This window comes from Rhizobium sp. 768_B6_N1_8 (genome assembly GCF_051811225.1).
GTDB lineage: Bacteria > Pseudomonadota > Alphaproteobacteria > Rhizobiales > Rhizobiaceae > Rhizobium.
The window spans coordinates 4,057,143-4,074,315 of sequence record NZ_JBPWPV010000001.1 but is presented as its reverse complement, the minus strand read 5'-3'; the positions used below and the strand labels follow the sequence as shown (position 1 = coordinate 4,074,315).

At 59.9% G+C, this 17,173-nt stretch carries 21 protein-coding genes and 1 tRNA gene; 11 read left to right on the top strand and 11 right to left on the bottom strand.

Annotated elements, in window-relative coordinates; genetic code table 11:
* Nucleotides 1–16 precede the first annotated feature (16 nt).
* Nucleotides 17–1,192: a 1-deoxy-D-xylulose-5-phosphate reductoisomerase gene (dxr, locus tag AB8B33_RS20805; protein WP_439016744.1), complete on the bottom strand. Its 1,176-nt coding sequence runs from the start codon at nucleotides 1,190–1,192 to the stop codon at nucleotides 17–19.
* Nucleotides 1,193–1,572: 380 nt separating this feature from the next.
* Here dxr and AB8B33_RS20800 point away from each other — a divergent pair, with 380 nt between their 5' ends.
* The 3 genes from AB8B33_RS20800 to AB8B33_RS20790 all read left to right on the top strand — a co-directional run bounded on the left by AB8B33_RS20800 (nucleotide 1,573) and on the right by AB8B33_RS20790 (nucleotide 3,460).
* Entirely contained in the window at nucleotides 1,573–2,220 is a 648-nt protein-coding gene (locus AB8B33_RS20800; RefSeq protein WP_310384911.1) for a hypothetical protein, read from the top strand.
* A 57-nt stretch (nucleotides 2,221–2,277) separates the two neighbouring features.
* Nucleotides 2,278–2,568 carry a BON domain-containing protein gene (locus tag AB8B33_RS20795; RefSeq protein WP_113319726.1) on the top strand — a complete coding sequence of 97 codons (291 nt, stop codon included), beginning with the start codon at nucleotides 2,278–2,280 and terminating at the stop codon, nucleotides 2,566–2,568.
* Nucleotides 2,569–2,662: 94 nt separating this feature from the next.
* Nucleotides 2,663–3,460, top strand: a complete 798-nt coding sequence (locus AB8B33_RS20790) for a class I SAM-dependent methyltransferase (protein WP_113319725.1) — start codon at nucleotides 2,663–2,665, stop codon at nucleotides 3,458–3,460.
* Here the strand turns inward: AB8B33_RS20790 and AB8B33_RS20785 are convergent, their stop codons facing one another.
* Together AB8B33_RS20785 and AB8B33_RS20780 are read right to left on the bottom strand one after the other, a co-directional pair.
* Nucleotides 3,461–3,622, bottom strand: a complete 162-nt coding sequence (locus AB8B33_RS20785; RefSeq protein WP_439016743.1) for a hypothetical protein — start codon at nucleotides 3,620–3,622, stop codon at nucleotides 3,461–3,463.
* A 105-nt stretch (nucleotides 3,623–3,727) separates the two neighbouring features.
* Entirely contained in the window at nucleotides 3,728–3,979 is a 252-nt protein-coding gene (locus AB8B33_RS20780; RefSeq protein ID WP_113319724.1) for a hypothetical protein, read from the bottom strand.
* A gap of 144 nt (nucleotides 3,980–4,123) precedes the next feature.
* Here AB8B33_RS20780 and AB8B33_RS20775 point away from each other — a divergent pair, with 144 nt between their 5' ends.
* Nucleotides 4,124–4,633: a DUF2937 family protein gene (locus tag AB8B33_RS20775; protein WP_113319723.1), complete on the top strand. Its 510-nt coding sequence runs from the start codon at nucleotides 4,124–4,126 to the stop codon at nucleotides 4,631–4,633.
* A gap of 5 nt (nucleotides 4,634–4,638) precedes the next feature.
* Here the strand turns inward: AB8B33_RS20775 and AB8B33_RS20770 are convergent.
* Both AB8B33_RS20770 and AB8B33_RS20765 read right to left on the bottom strand, forming a co-directional pair.
* A tRNA-Arg gene (locus AB8B33_RS20770) sits at nucleotides 4,639–4,715 on the bottom strand.
* Nucleotides 4,716–4,787: 72 nt separating this feature from the next.
* Entirely contained in the window at nucleotides 4,788–5,951 is a 1,164-nt protein-coding gene (locus AB8B33_RS20765) for a M20 aminoacylase family protein (RefSeq protein ID WP_113319722.1), read from the bottom strand.
* A gap of 156 nt (nucleotides 5,952–6,107) precedes the next feature.
* On the opposite strand from AB8B33_RS20765, the gene AB8B33_RS20760 reads away from it, so the two are divergent.
* Complete coding sequence (locus tag AB8B33_RS20760; protein WP_113319721.1) at nucleotides 6,108–7,241, top strand: D-alanyl-D-alanine carboxypeptidase family protein; 1,134 nt, start codon at nucleotides 6,108–6,110, stop codon at nucleotides 7,239–7,241.
* Between the two features lie 9 nt (nucleotides 7,242–7,250).
* Nucleotides 7,251–8,399 (top strand): CobW family GTP-binding protein, encoded by a 1,149-nt coding sequence (locus AB8B33_RS20755; RefSeq protein ID WP_439016742.1) that lies wholly within the window; start codon nucleotides 7,251–7,253, stop codon nucleotides 8,397–8,399.
* A 12-nt stretch (nucleotides 8,400–8,411) separates the two neighbouring features.
* Here AB8B33_RS20755 and AB8B33_RS20750 read toward each other — a convergent pair whose 3' ends face one another.
* The 5 genes from AB8B33_RS20750 to AB8B33_RS20730 all read right to left on the bottom strand — a co-directional run bounded on the left by AB8B33_RS20750 (nucleotide 8,412) and on the right by AB8B33_RS20730 (nucleotide 12,213).
* The gene (locus AB8B33_RS20750; protein WP_439016741.1) at nucleotides 8,412–8,636 is read right to left on the bottom strand and encodes a sulfurtransferase TusA family protein; all 225 of its coding nucleotides are present in this window, start codon (nucleotides 8,634–8,636) and stop codon (nucleotides 8,412–8,414) included.
* Nucleotides 8,637–8,641: 5 nt separating this feature from the next.
* Complete coding sequence (locus tag AB8B33_RS20745; protein ID WP_439016740.1) at nucleotides 8,642–9,868, bottom strand: L,D-transpeptidase family protein; 1,227 nt, start codon at nucleotides 9,866–9,868, stop codon at nucleotides 8,642–8,644.
* 194 nt (nucleotides 9,869–10,062) lie between these two features.
* Entirely contained in the window at nucleotides 10,063–11,016 is a 954-nt protein-coding gene (locus AB8B33_RS20740; RefSeq protein WP_113319717.1) for an acetyl-CoA carboxylase carboxyltransferase subunit alpha, read from the bottom strand.
* A gap of 62 nt (nucleotides 11,017–11,078) precedes the next feature.
* Nucleotides 11,079–12,032, bottom strand: a complete 954-nt coding sequence (gene xerD / locus AB8B33_RS20735) for a site-specific tyrosine recombinase XerD (RefSeq protein ID WP_439016739.1) — start codon at nucleotides 12,030–12,032, stop codon at nucleotides 11,079–11,081.
* Between the two features lie 4 nt (nucleotides 12,033–12,036).
* The gene (locus AB8B33_RS20730; RefSeq protein ID WP_007822234.1) at nucleotides 12,037–12,213 is read right to left on the bottom strand and encodes a hypothetical protein; all 177 of its coding nucleotides are present in this window, start codon (nucleotides 12,211–12,213) and stop codon (nucleotides 12,037–12,039) included.
* 148 nt (nucleotides 12,214–12,361) lie between these two features.
* Between AB8B33_RS20730 and AB8B33_RS20725 the strand changes: the two genes are divergently transcribed.
* From AB8B33_RS20725 to AB8B33_RS20710, 4 genes are read left to right on the top strand one after another with little or no spacing between them, the layout of a single operon-like run.
* Nucleotides 12,362–12,952 carry a shikimate kinase gene (locus tag AB8B33_RS20725; RefSeq protein ID WP_007822233.1) on the top strand — a complete coding sequence of 197 codons (591 nt, stop codon included), beginning with the start codon at nucleotides 12,362–12,364 and terminating at the stop codon, nucleotides 12,950–12,952.
* Nucleotides 12,949–14,079 (top strand): 3-dehydroquinate synthase, encoded by a 1,131-nt coding sequence (gene aroB, locus AB8B33_RS20720; RefSeq protein ID WP_439016738.1) that lies wholly within the window; start codon nucleotides 12,949–12,951, stop codon nucleotides 14,077–14,079. The genes AB8B33_RS20725 and aroB overlap by 4 nt, the downstream gene beginning before the upstream one ends.
* Entirely contained in the window at nucleotides 14,079–15,389 is a 1,311-nt protein-coding gene (locus AB8B33_RS20715; RefSeq protein WP_113319714.1) for an HlyC/CorC family transporter, read from the top strand. Before aroB ends, AB8B33_RS20715 begins: the two co-directional genes overlap by 1 nt.
* Nucleotides 15,390–15,447: 58 nt before the next feature.
* Nucleotides 15,448–15,927 (top strand): DUF2938 domain-containing protein, encoded by a 480-nt coding sequence (locus AB8B33_RS20710; RefSeq protein WP_113319713.1) that lies wholly within the window; start codon nucleotides 15,448–15,450, stop codon nucleotides 15,925–15,927.
* Nucleotides 15,928–15,984: 57 nt separating this feature from the next.
* On the opposite strand, the gene AB8B33_RS20705 is transcribed toward AB8B33_RS20710, so the two are convergent.
* Nucleotides 15,985–16,266, bottom strand: a complete 282-nt coding sequence (locus AB8B33_RS20705) for a BolA family protein (RefSeq protein ID WP_037071995.1) — start codon at nucleotides 16,264–16,266, stop codon at nucleotides 15,985–15,987.
* Between the two features lie 105 nt (nucleotides 16,267–16,371).
* Between AB8B33_RS20705 and AB8B33_RS20700 the strand changes: the two genes are divergently transcribed.
* A complete protein-coding gene (locus AB8B33_RS20700) occupies nucleotides 16,372–16,992 on the top strand; it encodes a J domain-containing protein (RefSeq protein WP_113319712.1) in 621 nt (206 codons plus the stop codon).
* The last annotated feature ends 181 nt before the right edge of the window (nucleotides 16,993–17,173 follow it).

Genomic DNA, 17,173 nt, shown 5'->3' with positions numbered 1-17,173 from the left:
TGATAAGAAAATTTCTTTATCGGATGAGCCCGGCAGCCCGCTGCCGGGCTTCCTTGTCTGCGGCGAACACGTCGTCCATCGTCGCGGCCGCTGGCAGATTGATGAGATCGTCCATCACTTTTTCGGTGATCTCGGCCATGGCGAGGAAGGGCAGGCGACCCTCGATGAAGGCTTCGAGCGCCACTTCCTTGGCGCCGTTCAGCACTGCGCCCTGGACGCCGCCGCGCGTCATCGCCAACCGGGCAAGCCGGAGGGCAGGGAAACGTTTTTCATCCGGAGCCTCGAAGTCCAGCCGCGCGAGCTTGGCGAAATCCAGCCGCTCGATCGGCAGGTTCGCTCGGCGCGGATGGGAGAGGGCGTAGCCGATTGCGGTGCGCATATCCGGTGCGCCGAGCTGTGCCAGCACCGAGCCATCCGTATAGCCGACCATCGAATGGATGACCGACTGCGGATGAACGATCACCTCCACCTGCTCGGGGCGCAGGCCGAAAAGGTGCTTCGCCTCGATCATCTCCAGCGCCTTGTTGAACAGCGACGCACTGTCGATGGAAATCTTCAGGCCCATCGACCATCTCGGATGGGCGCGTGCGGTCTCGACCGTGACGTTGGCCATCTCCTCCAGCGAGGACGTGCGGAAGGGACCGCCTGATGCCGTCAGGATGATACGTTCCACCGCATGCCGCTGGTTTTCCTCCAGCACCTGGAAGATCGCATTGTGTTCGCTATCGACAGGCAACAGCTTGCCGCCACCGTTTCTCACCGACTCGATGAAGAGATCGCCTGCCGAAACAAGACATTCCTTGTTGGCGAGCGCGATATCGGCGCCGCGGCGCGCCGCGGCAAGAGTAGGAGCAAGGCCGGCCGTGCCGACGATGGCTGCCATCACCCAGTCCGCCTCGCGGTCTGCCGCCTCCATCAGGCCGGATTTGCCGGCAGCGACTGCGATGCCGCTGCCCGAAAGCTCGCTTTTCAGTGATTCGTAATGCCGGTCATTGGCGATGACGGCCAGCTGCGCGCCCGACGATTTCGCTTGCTGGGCCAGCAATTCTACATTGCCGTTGCCGGTCAGGACGGAAATTTCGAAATTGTCCCGGCCGCCCAGATGATCGATGACATTGAGCGTATTTTGGCCGATCGAGCCGGTCGAACCGAAGATACTGAGGCGCCGAGGCGCGGTTTCGCTCGTCATCATGGTCGATTTCGCAAGAAATTGCATATTCGGCATCGGCTCTACAGGGGATCGTGGGAGGCAGCAAGTGTGCGGTGCAGCAAATTTCAACTCCAGAGGGGTTTACATAGGTTCGCCATGATGTGATCCTGACAACAGTCCTCAAGGGGATGATCATTTGCTGCGGCCGGTTGCGGTCGAAAAAGGCAAATCCGCTGGGCACTGATGTGCCCGACGAGCAACCGGCAATTTATGCCACTGGCCGCGGGGCCAAACAAAAATCGAAGACTGAACCGGGATTGTGTGTCTGCGCCATCCTTCATTGCGTTCGATGCGAGCGCTCCACGTCCGCTCTGCGCCTATTGGTGCGCGATCGGCGTGCTAGTTCAAAACGATGCGATATTATGACGAAAATAAAGATTGCATGCTTTGTTTTTGCCCTTCTGCCGCTGGCCAATCCGGTATTTGCGGATGATCTGGTGATCTGGTCGCCGGTGAAGGTATCCACCAGTTCCTACAAAACGACGGTCGGGTTCCGCCTGCCGATGGAATGGGAGACGAGCGCCGGCGCAGATCTCGCGCTAGCCTCCAACAAGAGCGGGGCACCGTTGCCGAATTCTGGCCAGGCGATGCTCTGGGGCAAGCTGCAGAAGGTGAGCGTTACGCCGGCCAGCCGTGCGCAGCAGGATGTGACGCTGCAGGTCGATACGTTACGCGGCAGCGGCGCGCTTATGCTCAGCCGTTCGCGAAGCTGGATACTCTCAGATTCGCTCGACATGCAGACGACACGCGCGGTGAGCCTCGGTTACAGCGCCGTCGATGCGCGGCAGGCGACGGTGTCGGCTTCCCAGGCGGTCAAGCTGATCTATCCGTGGACCGGCACATCGATTTCGGCCGGGAGCAGCGTCAGCGATTTCAATGGCGACTTTTCCAGTACCGTTGCCGTCAGCCAGAACATCCTACCCAATCTCGGCCTGAGCGCGTCTGTGTCCGATCCGCTTTCGACGGGGCGGACGGGAAATGTCAATTTGAACTATCAGCTTCGCTGGTAGGCGAAACCAAAGTCCTGTCAGCAGCGTTTCTCCCTCACCACCAAGGAGGACAGAACGATGGTCTTCAAGGAACAGACATTTCATGGTCATCTGCCCGAAGCTGAGGCTGAATATGCCAATCGTGCGACGCTGGAATCTGCGGTTGCCAATGCACTGGCCGTTGCTGGCGGTATCGATGCATCCGATGTCGAGGTTACGGCCGAAGGCGACGAGATCGTTTTGAGCGGCCACGTCGGTACGGTTGATGAAATCGAGCGGGCAACAGTCATCGCAAGAACAGTTGAAGGCGTGCATACGGTTCGCAACCGTATTTTGCTTGCGGACTCGATGGTTAATGTTCGACATTAACTATTAACCAAATATTAACTTTCCGTAAGTTTATTCGCGCCGACCTCTGACCTAGGTTTGGACCTATTCCAGCCCCCGAAAGTCAGGTGTTTTGATGCATCAGATGGAAATGATCAATCGTCGGACATGGAGCAGCCCGCTCTCCCGACGCGACTATCGCAATAGCAACGGCTTCATCAATGAAGGCGAACGTATGGCGCTTGGCATTGGCCTCGCCAATGCGAAGGGCGGCAGCGTCCTCGATATCGGTGTCGGCGGAGGCCGCACCGCAGCGCTTCTTGCCAGCGAGGCGGACAACTATGTCGGTATCGACTATACGCCCGAGATGGTGACGCTTGCGCGCTCCAACCATCCGGGCCTTCGTTTTGAAAATATGGATGCACGTGATCTTTCAGCCTTTGCCAATGGCTCCTTCGATCTCGTCGTTTTCAGCTATAACGGTATCGACTCCGTCGATGCGGATGGACGCAGATCGGTCCTGCGTGAAGTATCGCGCGTGCTGAAGGCCGGCGGCACGTTTGCCTTTTCGACCTTCAATCGCAATTGGCATGGTTTTGGTGAAAACCGCGCCCGTTCTTCCATCGTCTGGTCCAATCATCCGGTGAAGCTGAGCTTCCGGCTCCTCAAGCACGCAATGGGACTGGTGCGGGAACGTCGTTTCGCGCCACTGGAGCAGCGGCATGGCGAACATGCGATCTTGCTGCATCGCGCCCATGATTTCGGCATCATGGTCTATGCCACGACACCCGGTCAGCTGCGCTCACAACTCACCGAAAGCCGTTTTACCGGCGAGCCGTTGCTCTTTTCAGTCGATGGTCGCCCGCTTGGTGGCGAAACGCTGGCAGACGAGGAATATTTCCACGTCGTGGCACGCAAGCCGTCGCTCAGCTGATCAGCCGAAGCGCTCGGTCAGGAAACCGGCGGGGGCCTTTTCACCGACGAGCCGATCGGTCTTATGTGTGGCGACGGGGCCTTGCGGCTGGTAGCTGATGGCGATGAGCAGACCGCAGGCGATTGTGCCGCCAATTGCAAGAAGAGTCATTCGAATACGCATGATGAATACTCCTGTTTTGCCGGTAAAACGCGGGAAAAATTCCGAAGTTCCTCATGTTTGAGAACAGCAGACCCCGGCCGGGTCTCCAGCCGGGGTCTTCGTATCTTAGCGGCAGACACGGGTCTTCCTGATCACGGTTTCGCCGTGGCTATGGATGCGTTCCGTGCGGGTCACGCAATCATGCGAAACGCGGCGCGGCGGCAGGTGATGGCGGTAGTAAGGACGATCCGCCATGCGGTGGTGATATCCGTCTCCGCCATTGTCATTTGTGATGGTTACGCTGGCCGCCTGCGAAGGCAGAGCAGCGGCGAAAATCGTAACCGCAGCAAATGCAGAAGCGATGATAATATTCTTCATGACAAGCCTCTCTTTCTAAGTTGGTCGGGTGATCAACTCGAACGAAGCGCAATCAGTTCAATCACATAGCGTTACCAAATGTGTCAGTGGCAACCTTTGCCCGCTCGAAATCGTTCTGGTGTCGGAACAGCCGGAGACATCGTCATGGGACAGATTGGAAGGGCAGTCACACTAGTCGTTGGACTTGCCGGCGGCACGCTTTTCTCGCAGGCGCCGGAATTCGCACAGCAATATCGCCAGCGTATCGGCGGGGCGATCGACGAGCTCAGGATCATCGTCGACGACTTCACGAAACAGGCCGCCGACCATCATCTCGATCGTCAGCAGGCGCTCGATGTCTATGCCCGTTCTCCCGACGATTTCCTGCGCGATCGCGGCCTTTCGATGCGCAGTACGCTGGAGCGCTATGAGCGCCTCGTCACCCAGCAATCGGATCTCGGCAGTGCGCCGCCGGTCGCCAAGCCCTTCGTGTTGATGCGCGATGCCGATGAGGGGATAATTGCCAATACATGGCGCGACTTCGTGCCCGGCGTCCCCGTCAGCTTCGCCGGCCTCGTCTGGGCGGCAATCGGCTTCCTCGGCAGTTGGATCGTCGCGGCACTGTTCGGGGTTGGCGCAAAACGCGCCGTGCGGTGGCGACCTGGCTATCGGTGAGAGAGTGGTGATCCCGACGCGATTCGAACGCGTGACCCCCAGATTAGGAATCTGGTGCTCTATCCTGCTGAGCTACGGGACCACTTGGATGCCATGCATACAAAAGGCTTGGCAGGAAGCCAAGCCTTTTCAGTATTTCTAATGTCGTTTCATCTCAGGCGCCGAGGCGCTGTTCGGCAAGGCGCACCCAGTAGGAAATGCCGTGGGCGATGGCTTCGTCGTTGAAGTCGTAGGCCGGGTTATGCAGGCCGGCGGTGTCGCCGTTGCCGATGAAGATGAAGGCGCCGGGGCGGACGTTCAGCATGTAGGAGAAATCCTCGCCGCCCATCATCGGATCGACCTCGGGATTGACGTTGGCTTCGCCGGCAATGTCGCTGGCGATGGCGACGGCATGTTCCGTTTCATCCGCATGGTTGAAGGTGACGGGGTAGTTGCGGTGGAAGTTGATGTCGGCTGCCGCACCATGGGCAGCGCAGATGCCTTCCACGACTTCGCGAAGGCGTGCTTCGGCCTGGGCGCGCACCTCGTCATCAAGCGTGCGGATCGTGCCGGCGAAGGTTGCGTCATTGGGGATGACGTTATGGGCGAAGCCGGCATTGAACTTGGTGACGGAGACGACGACCGAGCGCAGCGGATTGACGCTGCGCGAGGCGATCAGCTGCAGGTTCGAGACGATCTGCGCGCCGATGGCGATCGGGTCGATCGTACGGTGCGGCTGCGCTGCATGGCCGCCGCGGCCCTTGATGGTGACGGTGAATTCGTCGGTCGCCGCCATGATGGGACCTTTGCGGGTGGCGAACTGACCGACGGGCAGGCCCGGCAGATTGTGCATGCCGTAGACCTCTTCGATGCCGAAGCGCTCCATCATGCCGTCCTTGACCATCAGGTTGCCGCCGCCGCCGCCTTCTTCGGCGGGCTGAAAGATCACAGCGACATTGCCATTGAAGTTGCGGGTCTCTGCGAGATATTTCGCGGCACCGAGCAGCATGGCGGTATGGCCGTCATGACCGCAGGCGTGCATCTTGCCAGGTGTTTTCGATGCCCAAGGTTTGCCAGTGATTTCGGTGAGCGGCAGGGCATCCATATCGGCGCGCAGGCCGACCGTGCGGGCGCCCTCGCCCTTGCCCTTGATGAGGCCGACGACGCCTGTGCGACCGATGCCGGTGACGATTTCATCGACGCCGAATTCCTTAAGCTTTTCAGCAACGAAGGCAGCGGTATTTTCGACTGCGAAGAGAAGTTCCGGCCGCGCATGGATGTGGCGGCGCCACTCTGCGACTTCGTCCTGAAGTTCGGCGGCTCTATTCAGAATCGGCATTCTTGGCTTCCTGTGAATGAAATGCGTGGGGCCTGTCTGAAAGCATCACAAGGGCGTGATGCCTTGGAAATAACTTAGTCAATGACCTTTGCCATGTCATAGCCATATAGGGTAAATAGGGGAAGGTTTCGAGATAATTCCCTGAAGGACGAGCACTTGTCGACGCGCCACGATCGTTTGTTCGCCGCTTTGCGGCCCTTTTCTTTTATAGCGACAGCAACAGCGGTTCTTGTCTCGTCCGTTACCTTTGCTGAGGCCAATCCGCATATTCTCGTCGACGTGCAGACCGGCCGGGTGCTGGAGCATGAAGAAGCCTTCCGCAAGTGGTATCCGGCTTCACTGACCAAACTCATGACCGTTTATACGGTATTCGATGCACTCCGCTCCGGCCAGATCAGCCTCGACACGCCCGTTGTCATGAGCAAGCGGGCAGCCGCCGAACCGCCGGCCAAGATGGGCTTCAAGCCGGGCCAGAAATTCACGCTCGACAGCGCGCTCAAGATCCTGATGGTGAAGTCGGCGAACGATATCGCGGTCGCCGTCGCCGAGGCGGTCAGCGGCACCGAGGAAGCTTTCGTTGTCCGCATGAATGCCGAAGCGGCGAAGCTCGGCATGTCGGATTCGCATTTCATCAATCCGAACGGCCTGCCGGGCAAGGGGCAGTTTACGACGGCTCGCGACCTCGCGATCCTGTCGGTGGCGCTGCGCCGGGACTTCCCGCAATATGCCGGCTATTTTTCGCTGGAAGGCTTTACGACCGGCAAGCAGAACGTTCCGAACATCAATATGCTGATCGGCCGTTTTGCCGGTGCCGACGGTATGAAGACCGGCTTTATCTGCGCTTCGGGCTTCAACCAGATCGGTTCGGCGACACGCAGCGGCCGCACGCTGGTTTCCGTCGTGCTCGGCACCGACAGCCTGGCGGCCCGCGCTGACGCCACTGCCAATCTGCTGCAGAAGGGCTTCACCACGCAGTTTGCGGCAAATGATACACTAGGTTCGCTGAGGCCCTACGGTCCGGGGCAGGACCAGGTGAATGACATCACGGCCGATATTTGCAGCGCCAAGGGCGCGAAGGTGCGCAGCGAAACGCGCGACGAGGTCGGCCGCATGAAGGTGCAGTCGCCCTATATCCACGAAATGGATCACGAGCCGCAATTCGTCTTCGCCGGCCTCATTCCCGGCCAGGATCCGCAACCGGTCGCGCAAAACGACAAGACCGCCAAGGGCGATGCCGTGGAAGCGCTCGCCAATGTGCCGGTTCCGCTCCCGCGGCCGAAATCCTTCTAAGGAAAAACCATGAGCACGTTTAGCGACAAGATCCCGGTCACAATCCTGACCGGCTTCCTCGGCGCCGGAAAATCGACGCTTCTGAACCGTATCCTCAAAGATCCTGCCATGAAGGATGCGGCCGTCATCATCAATGAATTCGGCGATGTCGGCATCGACCATCTGCTGGTCGAAAGCTCCGGCGATTCCATTATCGAGCTCTCCGACGGCTGCCTCTGCTGCACCGTGCGCGGGGAACTGGTCGATACGCTGGCGAACCTTATGGATGCCGTGCAGACAGGCCGTGTGAAGCCGGTCAAGCGCGTGGTCATCGAAACCACCGGCCTTGCCGATCCGGCTCCCGTCATGCAGGCGATCATGGGCAATCCGATTATTGCGCAGAATTTCGAGCTCGATGGTGTGGTCACCGTCGTCGATGCCGTGAATGGTCTGCAGACGCTCGACAATCATGAGGAGGCGCGCAAGCAGACGGCCGTCGCCGATCGGCTCATCGTTTCGAAACAGAGCATAGCGGGTGACACGGATGCGCTGATGGCACGTCTGCATGGCCTCAATCCGCGTGCCGCCATCATGGATGCCGACAGCGATGAGGCAGGCTCAGCGCGTATTTTCGTCAACGGGCTTTATGATCCCGGCACAAAAATCGCCGATGTCCGCCGCTGGCTGCATGATGAGGACGAGCATGAGGGCCATCATCATCACGATCATGGCCACGATCACGGTCATCACCACCATCATCATGGCCACGAGCATCAGGACCCGCACGACGTCAATCGTCACGATGCGTCGATCCGTTCCTTCTCGATCATCGAGGAGAAGGCAATCGATCCGATGGCGCTCGAAATGTTCATCGATCTCCTGCGTTCGGCGCATGGAGAGAAGCTTCTGCGCATGAAGGCGATCATCGCCACATCAGACCGGCCGGAACGCCCGCTGGTGCTGCACGGCGTCCAGAGCATCTTCCACCCGCCGGTGCGGCTTGCTGCCTGGCCGGATCCTGAGGACCGGCGCACGCGCATGGTGCTGATCACCAAGGATCTGCCGGAGGCTTTCGTGAAAGATCTTTTCGATGCCTTCCTCGGCAAGCCGCGGATCGATACGCCTGATCGGGCTGCGCTCAGCGACAATCCGCTCGCCATTCCGGGCATGCGGACCTAATCAGAAAAGACTCTACCCCTTGCGGATCAGGAAACGGTGGCCGCGCTCGGTCTTTTCCGTGCTGACAAGCTCGTGGCCATCTTCATTGCAGAAATGCGGGATGTCGATGGCGGCAAGCGGATCGCTGGTGTCGACGAGGATCATCGCACCACTCGGCATGGCCGTCAGCTTCTTGCGCGTCTTGATGACGGGGAGCGGGCATTTCAGCCCGCGCAGATCGTAGAGAATGGCGTCCAAGCCGATCAGTTCCTGGCCCAGAACTTCCAGAACGGCTTCTTGGTGGCGTCGGCGGTTTCCTGCGGCGCGGGCTCGGGCGCGGCATAGGCCAGCGGGTTCTGCATCGGCACCGGAATATTGGCCGGCAGCGCTGCAGCGACGGTCGTGGCTTGAGCCTGCGTCGTCGGCGTCGCAGTCGCTGCGGTCTTGGTAGCAACGCTCTTCGCGGCCTGATTGGCCATCATGTCTTCGAGTTCGGCAACCTTGACCATGCGGCCGGCTTCCAGCGAGGTGCCCGTTGGCGCAAAAGCCAGTTCGCGGCCTTTGCGGAGCTTGGCGACAACAGCCTTGCGCTCGGCCTCTGTCGGGTCGTACCAGGCAAGGCCGTCATATTTTTTCAGGGCCGTCTGATAGTCGGCGTCATAGGTCTTGTCGTAGGAAGCGAGAGCCGCCGTCAGTGCCGGCGGCGTTGACATGGCCGGGCACTTGCCGGCCGGATTGAAGCTGCCGCCATCGGTTGCCTGCTGGTTGAAGACGTATTTCTTCTCGCAGACATTCACTTCCGGCGGGCGCTTGGTGACTTCGAAATTGTCGTAGCCGACCTTCAGCATCTTCCAGAAATCGTAGTTCTGATCGAGACGATGCTTGACCATGTTCTCGGCCGTCATGCGGAAGGGGAAGGCCTGAAGCTGTACCGTTTCCTGACCACCCTTGAGGGCGTCGCGGGCAAAGGCGTAGATTTCCAGAACCTGCTGGTCGGTCATGGAGTAGCAGCCTGACGACGAGCAGGCGCCATGGATCATCAGATCACTGCCGGAGCGGCCGTTGACGGCATCATAGCGGTTCGGGAAACCGGTGTTGATGGCGAGATAATATTTGGAATTAGGGTTCAGGTTAGCGCGAGTGAGGTTGTAGAAACCTTCTGGCGCCTGACGGTCGCCGGACTTCACCTTCGGGCCGAGTTTGCCGGACCAGGCGCAGATCTTGTAGTCGGCGATCTTGTCGAAACGGTTGTTCGTCTTCGCCTTCCAGATTTCCAGCGCGCCTTCTTCCTTGAAGATGCGGATCATGATCGGCGAGTTGCGGTCCATGCCCTTGGCCGACATGTCGGCAAGGATGCGGCTCGGAAGCGGCTGCTCCACCTTGTTCCTGACTGTCGAGAGGTCGATACCCTGCGCGGATTCCAATGCGTCATTGCAGCCGGTCAAAGCCAGCGCCATGAGCGAAACATAGGCAAGATGACGTATGCGCATTCAATCAGCCCATCAATAATGAGACCCAACCCGCTTACGAAAACCGGGCGTAGCGCGGAATCATAGGCGGCTTATACTTGATAAATCCTTACCAGCCTATGACTTACCCCGAAGTGCCCTGCAAGCGCTGATGTTACAGATAACATTATTGTGGCCAAGATTTGGCCCCAATCAATTACGCAGACCTGTGGATTTTACAGATTGCGGCCCATGGCGAGGAACTTCTGGCGGCGGTCATTGCGCAGTTGCTCGCCGGAACGGGAGGCCATTTCGGCAAGCGCGTTGGAGATTATATCGCCGGTGGCGGCGATGACGCTGTCGGGATCACGGTGGGCGCCGCCGAGCGGCTCGGGGATAATGCCGTCGATGACGCCGAGTGCCTTCAAGTCCTCCGCCGTGATCTTCATATTGGTCGCCGCTTCCTTGGCGCGGGTGGAATCACGCCAGAGGATCGAGGCGGCGCCTTCCGGCGAGATGACGCTGTAGATCGAATGTTCGAGCATGTAGACGCGGTTGCCGGTAGCAATCGCGATCGCGCCGCCTGAGCCGCCTTCGCCGATGACGATCGAGATCAGCGGCACCTTCACGCCGAGGCACATCTCCGTCGAACGGGCGATGGCTTCGGCCTGACCGCGCTCTTCGGCGCCGACACCCGGATAGGCGCCTGCGGTATCGACGAGGGTGATGACCGGGAGCTGAAAACGATCCGCCATTTCGAGGATGCGGATCGCCTTGCGGTAACCTTCAGGACGGGCGCTGCCGAAATTGTGCTTCAGGCGGCTCTTGGTGTCGTTGCCCTTTTCCTGGCCGATGACGGCGACCGGCTGGCCGCGGAAGCGGGCAAGGCCAGCCTGGATGGCGGCATCCTCGGAAAACTTGCGGTCGCCGGCAAGCGGCGTGAATTCCTGGAAGAGCGTCTTGGCATAATCGACGAAATGGGGACGCTGCGGATGGCGCGCGACCTGCGTCTTCTGCCAGGCGTTGAGCTTCGAATAGATCTCGACGATCGCCTCGCGGACGCGGACTTCGAGCCTGCCGACCTCGTCGGAGGTGTCGATGCTTTCGTCTTCCGTCGCCAGCTTCTTAAGCTCGATGATCTTACCTTCGAGGTCGGAGATCGGCTTTTCGAAGTCGAGATAGTTGTGCATGAGGTGCGTTTCCGTTCCTTGTGCGCGGGGCAGTTTCCTGGTTCCGTCCCTTGTCGCCGGTCCTATTCGTGCTTTTTCGCCTGTTTTGCAAGGGGGTGGTGCGTATGGACGAGTTGCTGGAGCCGTTCTTCCAGAACATGCGTATAGATTTGTGTCGTCGAAATGTCTGAATGGCCGAGGAGTTCCTGCACCACGCGCAGGTCCGCGCCGTTGGCCAGAAGGTGGCTCGCGAAGGCGTGTCGCATGACGTGCGGCGAAATCATCGAAGGTGTGAGGCCGGCGCGGATTGCCAGATTCTTGAGATCGCGGGCGAAGACCTGGCGCGGCAAGTATCCCTCTTTCGAGGCGGCCGGGAAGAGCCAGGGGCTCTCCTGGGGCTGTTTTGACGCGGCGTTTTCCGACGCCAGCATGCCGCCGTAGGATTTCAGAGCGGCAATGGCCGATTGGGAAAGCGGTACCAGCCGCTCCTTGTTGCCCTTGCCGCGGATCATCAGGAAACGGCCTTCCTGATCGAGAACGCGGGCTGGAAGCGAGACGAGCTCGCTGACACGCATGCCGGTGGCATAGAGCAGTTCCAGCAGCGCCAGCATGCGCATGCGGTGAAGCTGGCCGGGGGCAGGGTCAGCGGCCTCGGTTTCTGCCTGAGTAAGCAGCTTGGTCACCTCCTCGACGCCCATCGTCTTCGGCAGGGAGCGGCCCTTTTTCGGCGCGTCGAGAATGCCGGTCGGATCGTCGGTGCGCAGGCCCTCGGCATAGAGGAATTTGTAGAACTGCCGCATGGAGGCAAGGCGGCGGGCCTGCGAGGAAGGCTTGAAACCCTGCGCGGATAGCGAGCCGAGATAAGCGCCGAGATCGCCCGAAGCCGCCTCTGTCAGGCGAATGCTGCGGCCGTGCAGGAAGGAGTGCAAGTCGTCCAGGTCGCGTTCGTAGGATTGCAGCGTATTGACCGCAGCACCCCGCTCGGCACTCATCATTTCCAGAAATGATTCCACATGGACGCGGCCGAGATCCTTCATCGCGTCACTTCTTCGTGGTGTTGATCGTGCCCGTCGAGGGCGGGTTTACCCGCTCGGAAGGGATGCGGATCGTGACGTCGCGCTCCTGCGGCTCGACGAAGGTGACGAGCGCCCACATCGCTCCATAGATCAGTCCGGCGATGACCGCCAGGACGGACAGGAAACGGATTAGGCTCGGCATCCGGTTACTCCTTAGAACTCTGCTTCTGTTATAAGAAGCATGCTTGCAAGTGCAAGAAGCGGCAGTGAGACCATGATTCCCTTGCCCGCGACTTGACGCTACACCCGCATTTGTCGATACCGTTTGCAAACAAAGTGTGAATGGACCGATGAGTGAACCCCCAGTTTCCGTTGCAGACAGCCTGAGAGACAGAGCTCGCGCCGCGCTCGGTTCACGCAATCTGATCCTCGTCGGCCTTATGGGCGCGGGAAAATCCTCGGTCGGCCGCCTCCTTGCGCAGCAGCTCGGCGTTCCCTTCATCGACAGCGATATAGAGATCGAGCGCGTTTCGCGCATGACGATCACGGAGCTTTTCGCGGCCTATGGAGAAGAAGAGTTCCGGGCGCTCGAAGCACGGGTGATGAAGCGTCTGCTGAAAGGCGGGCCACGTGTCGTCTCTACCGGCGGCGGCGCCTTCATCAACGCCCGTACGCGCAGGCATATCAAGAAGGGCGGCCTTTCGGTCTGGCTGAAGGCCGATCTCGACGTGCTCTGGGACCGGGTCAACAAGCGCGATACACGTCCGCTGCTCAAGACCGAAAACCCGAAGCAGACGCTCGAAAATCTGATGAACGCCCGCTACCCCGTTTATGCCGAAGCCGATCTCACGGTGCTTTCGCGCGACGTGCGCAAGGAAGTCATGGCCGATGAAGTGCTGAGAGCCGTGGTCGAGGCCCAGAAGGAAAGTGCAGTATCATGAACGCGATCACCTCCGCTTCCGCCGTCCGCAAGGTGCATGTACCGCTTGGCGAACGTGCCTATGACATTCTGATCGGGCCAGGGCTGATCGCCAGCGCCGGGGGCGAGATCGGCTCGCGGCTCAAGGGCCGCAAGGCGGCTATCATCACCGACGAGCATGTGGCACCGCTTTATCTCGATGCCTTGAAGGCGAGCCTCGATACCGCCGGCATCGCATCGGCGGCGGTCGTGCTGCCAGCCGGAGAGAAGACCAAGAGTTTCGAGCATCTGGTCAATGTCTGCGACAAGGTTCTCGAAGCGCGCGTCGAACGCAATGACTATGTCATCGCGCTTGGCGGCGGCGTCATCGGCGACCTCTCGGGTTTTGCGGCCGGCATCGTCAGGCGCGGCGTGCGCTTCGTACAGGTGCCGACTTCGCTGCTCGCTCAGGTGGATTCCTCCGTCGGCGGCAAGACCGGCATCAATAGCCGCCACGGCAAGAACCTCATCGGCGTTTTCCATCAGCCGGATCTTGTTCTCGCCGATACCGATGTCCTAAATTCCCTGAGTGAACGCGAATTCCGCGCCGGTTATGCCGAAGTCGCCAAGTATGGCCTGATCGACAAGCCGGACTTCTTCGCCTGGCTGGAGAACAACTGGCAGGCGGTCTTTGCAGGCGGTTCGGCCCGTATCGAAGCAATTGCGGTCAGCTGCCAGGCGAAGGCGGATGTCGTGGTTGCTGACGAGCGGGAAAACGGCCAGCGGGCGCTGCTCAATCTCGGCCACACCTTCGGCCACGCGCTGGAGGCCGCGACCGCCTATGACAGCAGCCGGCTGGTTCATGGTGAAGGCGTTTCGATCGGCATGGTGCTGGCGCATGAATTTTCGGCGCGTATGAACCTTGCGAGCCCCGATGATGCCCGCCGCGTCGAGGCGCATCTTAAGGCTGTCGGCCTGCCGACCCGCATGTCGGAAATCCTGGGAACCCTGCCGCCGGCCGAAGTGCTGATGGATGCGATCGCGCAGGACAAGAAGGTCAAGGGTGGTAAGCTCACCTTCATTCTCACTCGCGGCATCGGCCAGTCCTTCGTCGCCGATGACGTGCCGGCTTCCGAAGTGATCAGCTTTCTCAAGGAAAAACATCCCTGATGTCAGTCGAAGGCACCCTGGCGTTTTTATCGGTCTACTGGCCGGAGATCGTTTCGATCGTGGCCCTGGTATTGATGTCTGCCTTCTTTTCGGGATCCGAAACCGCGCTGACCGCCGTTTCGAGAAGCCGGATCCATACACTGGAGGCCAATGGCGATGAGCGCGCCGGTCTCGTCAGGACCCTCATCGAGCGTCGTGACCGGCTGATCGGTGCGCTGCTGATCGGTAACAACCTCGCCAATATTCTCTCCTCGTCGCTGGCGACAAGCGTATTTCTGGGGATCTTCGGCAATTCCGGTGTGGCGCTGGCGACGCTTGCCATGACCATTATCCTCGTCATCTTCGCGGAGGTTCTGCCGAAGAGCTGGGCGATCTCCACGCCGGAGCGTTTTGCGCTCAATGTTGCAATACCGACACGGCTCTTCGTCGCCGTGGTCGGTCCACTCTCTTCCTTCGTCAATGCGATCGTGCGCCAGATCCTCGGTCTTTTCGGGATCAACCTGTCGCGTGAAGTCTCGATGCTGTCAGCGCATGAGGAGCTGCGCGGCGCCGTCGACCTGCTGCATCGCGAGGGTTCTGTCGTGAAGGCCGACCGTGACCGTCTCGGCGGCGTGCTCGATCTCGGCGAACTCGAGCTTTCCGATATCATGGTCCACCGCATGGCGATGCGGGCGATCAATGCCGACGATCCGCCGGAATCCGTGGTCCGGGCGATCCTCGAAAGCCCTTATACACGCATGCCGCTGTGGCGCGGTACGATCGACAACATCATCGGCGTCGTACACGCCAAGGATCTGTTGCGGGCGCTCGCCGAGCCGAACATGGAGCCGCAGCAGCTCGATATCGTGAAAATCGCCCAGAAACCCTGGTTCGTGCCCGACAGCACCAATCTCGAAGACCAGCTCAATGCCTTCCTGCGCCGCAAGCAGCATTTCGCCGTCGTCGTCGACGAATATGGCGAGGTGCAGGGCGTCGTGACGCTCGAGGATATTCTGGAGGAGATCGTCGGCGATATCTCCGACGAGCACGATATTGATATACAGGGCGTACGACAGGAGGCCGACGGTTCCATCGTCGTCGATGGTGGCGTATCAATCCGCGATCTCAACCGCGCGCTGGACTGGAACCTGCCGGATGAGGAAGCCACGACGATTGCCGGTCTCGTCATCCATGAATCGATGACCATTCCCGAGGAGCGACAGGCCTTCACTTTCTACGGCAAGCGCTTCGTCGTCATGAAGCGGGAAAAGAACCGCATCACCAAGCTGCGCATCCGCCCCGCCGAGGAAGACGAGACGAAACCCGCTTGACCAAGATTTCCGTTACCGGCGGCATCTCCGTGCGCTGGCTCATCCTACAGGATCTGACATGTTCGACATTCTCTGGCGATCCGTCGCCATCGGCATCGGGGCAACCGTCCTCATGGATATCTGGGCGATTCTGCTCGCAAAGCTCGGCGTGACGCCGTCGCCGAACTGGGCGCCGGCCGGCCGCTGGTTCTGGCATCTCGGCAAGGGCAAGGTCTTTCACGATAATATCGCTGATGCCGCGCCCTATGCCAACGAGCTGGCGCTCGGCTGGATCGGCCACTACGCGGTTGGAATCCTCTACGGCATTCTGCTGGCGATCTTCGTCGGTCCGGTCTGGTTTGCCGCGCCGACTTTCCTGCCGGCCTGGATCCTCGGCATCGTCACCGTCGGTGCGGGCTGGTTTCTGATGCAGCCGGGTCTTGGGCTTGGCTGGGCGGCGTCGAAGACGCCGAACCCCACGAAGGTCCGTGTGCTCAATCTGCTCGCCCATACCGTCTTCGGTTTCGGGCTTTACGCGACGGCGCTCATTATCCGCTAGAGCAATTCACGCAAAAGTGCGCAGCGGTTTGTGTCCGGAATTGCGTGAAAGTAGGCTCTACCAGCGCGTCGGTTCGCCCGGCGCTGCCGGCTCGACGGCCAATGCGTGAAGCCCGGCATCCAGCTCGGGCTTCAAGAGGTCGGTGATCGCCCTATGCCGTTGCAGCCGAGACATGCCGACGAATTTTGCAGAGACGATGCGAACGCGCATATGCGTCTCGCCGGTGCCCGTGATATCCGGTTGGTGGCCGGCGTGCAGATGGCTCTCGTTGATGACGGAGAGGCGTTCGGGTGCGAAGGTCGCCTTGAGCTTCTCTTCGATGCTGGTCTGGAGTGTCATCACGGGGTCTTCTGAGTTCATGAAAAAGGTTCCCACCAAGCCAGCAACATTCCCGTTTGTCAATTCTTGTTGTCAGCAGTCAGCAGCCCCATAATTAGCGCCGCTATGAGACTTGATTCCAAATACTTCGATCGCATCCGAACGCGCCGCAGGCGAGAGCAGGAGCCCGAACAGGCACCTCCAAGCTGTCAGTGGGACGGCTGCGACAAAAAAGGCACGCATCGCGCTCCTGTGGGACGCAATGCGGAAGGCCAATTCTTTTTGTTCTGTTTCGAACACGTCAAGGACTACAACAAGGGATACAATTATTTCTCCGGCCTCTCGGACGGCGAAATTGCGCGCTACCAGAAGGAGGCGATCACCGGCCATCGCCCCACCTGGACGGTCGGCGTCAACAAGGATGCCAAGAACAGCCCGCTGCATGCCGAAGTTCGCTCCGGCGCCTATTCGCGCGTGCGTGATCCGTTCGGTTTCGTGAAGGAAGGTAGCGGCAAGGGCAGCGGCCCGCGTTTCCCGCAGGCCCGCAAGCTGAAATCGCTGGAAGCCAAGGCTTTCGATACGATGGGACTTGCGGCGAACGCCACTTCGGCGGAGATCAAGAGCAAGTACAAGGAACTGGTCAAGAAGCATCACCCCGACGCGAATGGCGGCGATCGCGGCTCGGAAGAGCGTTTCCGCGCCGTCATCCAGGCCTATCAATTATTGAAGCAGAACGGTTTTTGTTAATTCCCGTCCTTGCTCTTAAGCTTCAATCGGGTATGGTCCACATCGGCTGAGGCCGCAGGCAATCGCGGCATACATATTTGCGCGTTTTCCCGACATCGCCTCTGCCGACCTTCCGGACGCGGCGTTTCTTGTCCGGGACTCTTTCAAGAATGCTCGCAAGCGGTCATTATCCCGCCGAGGT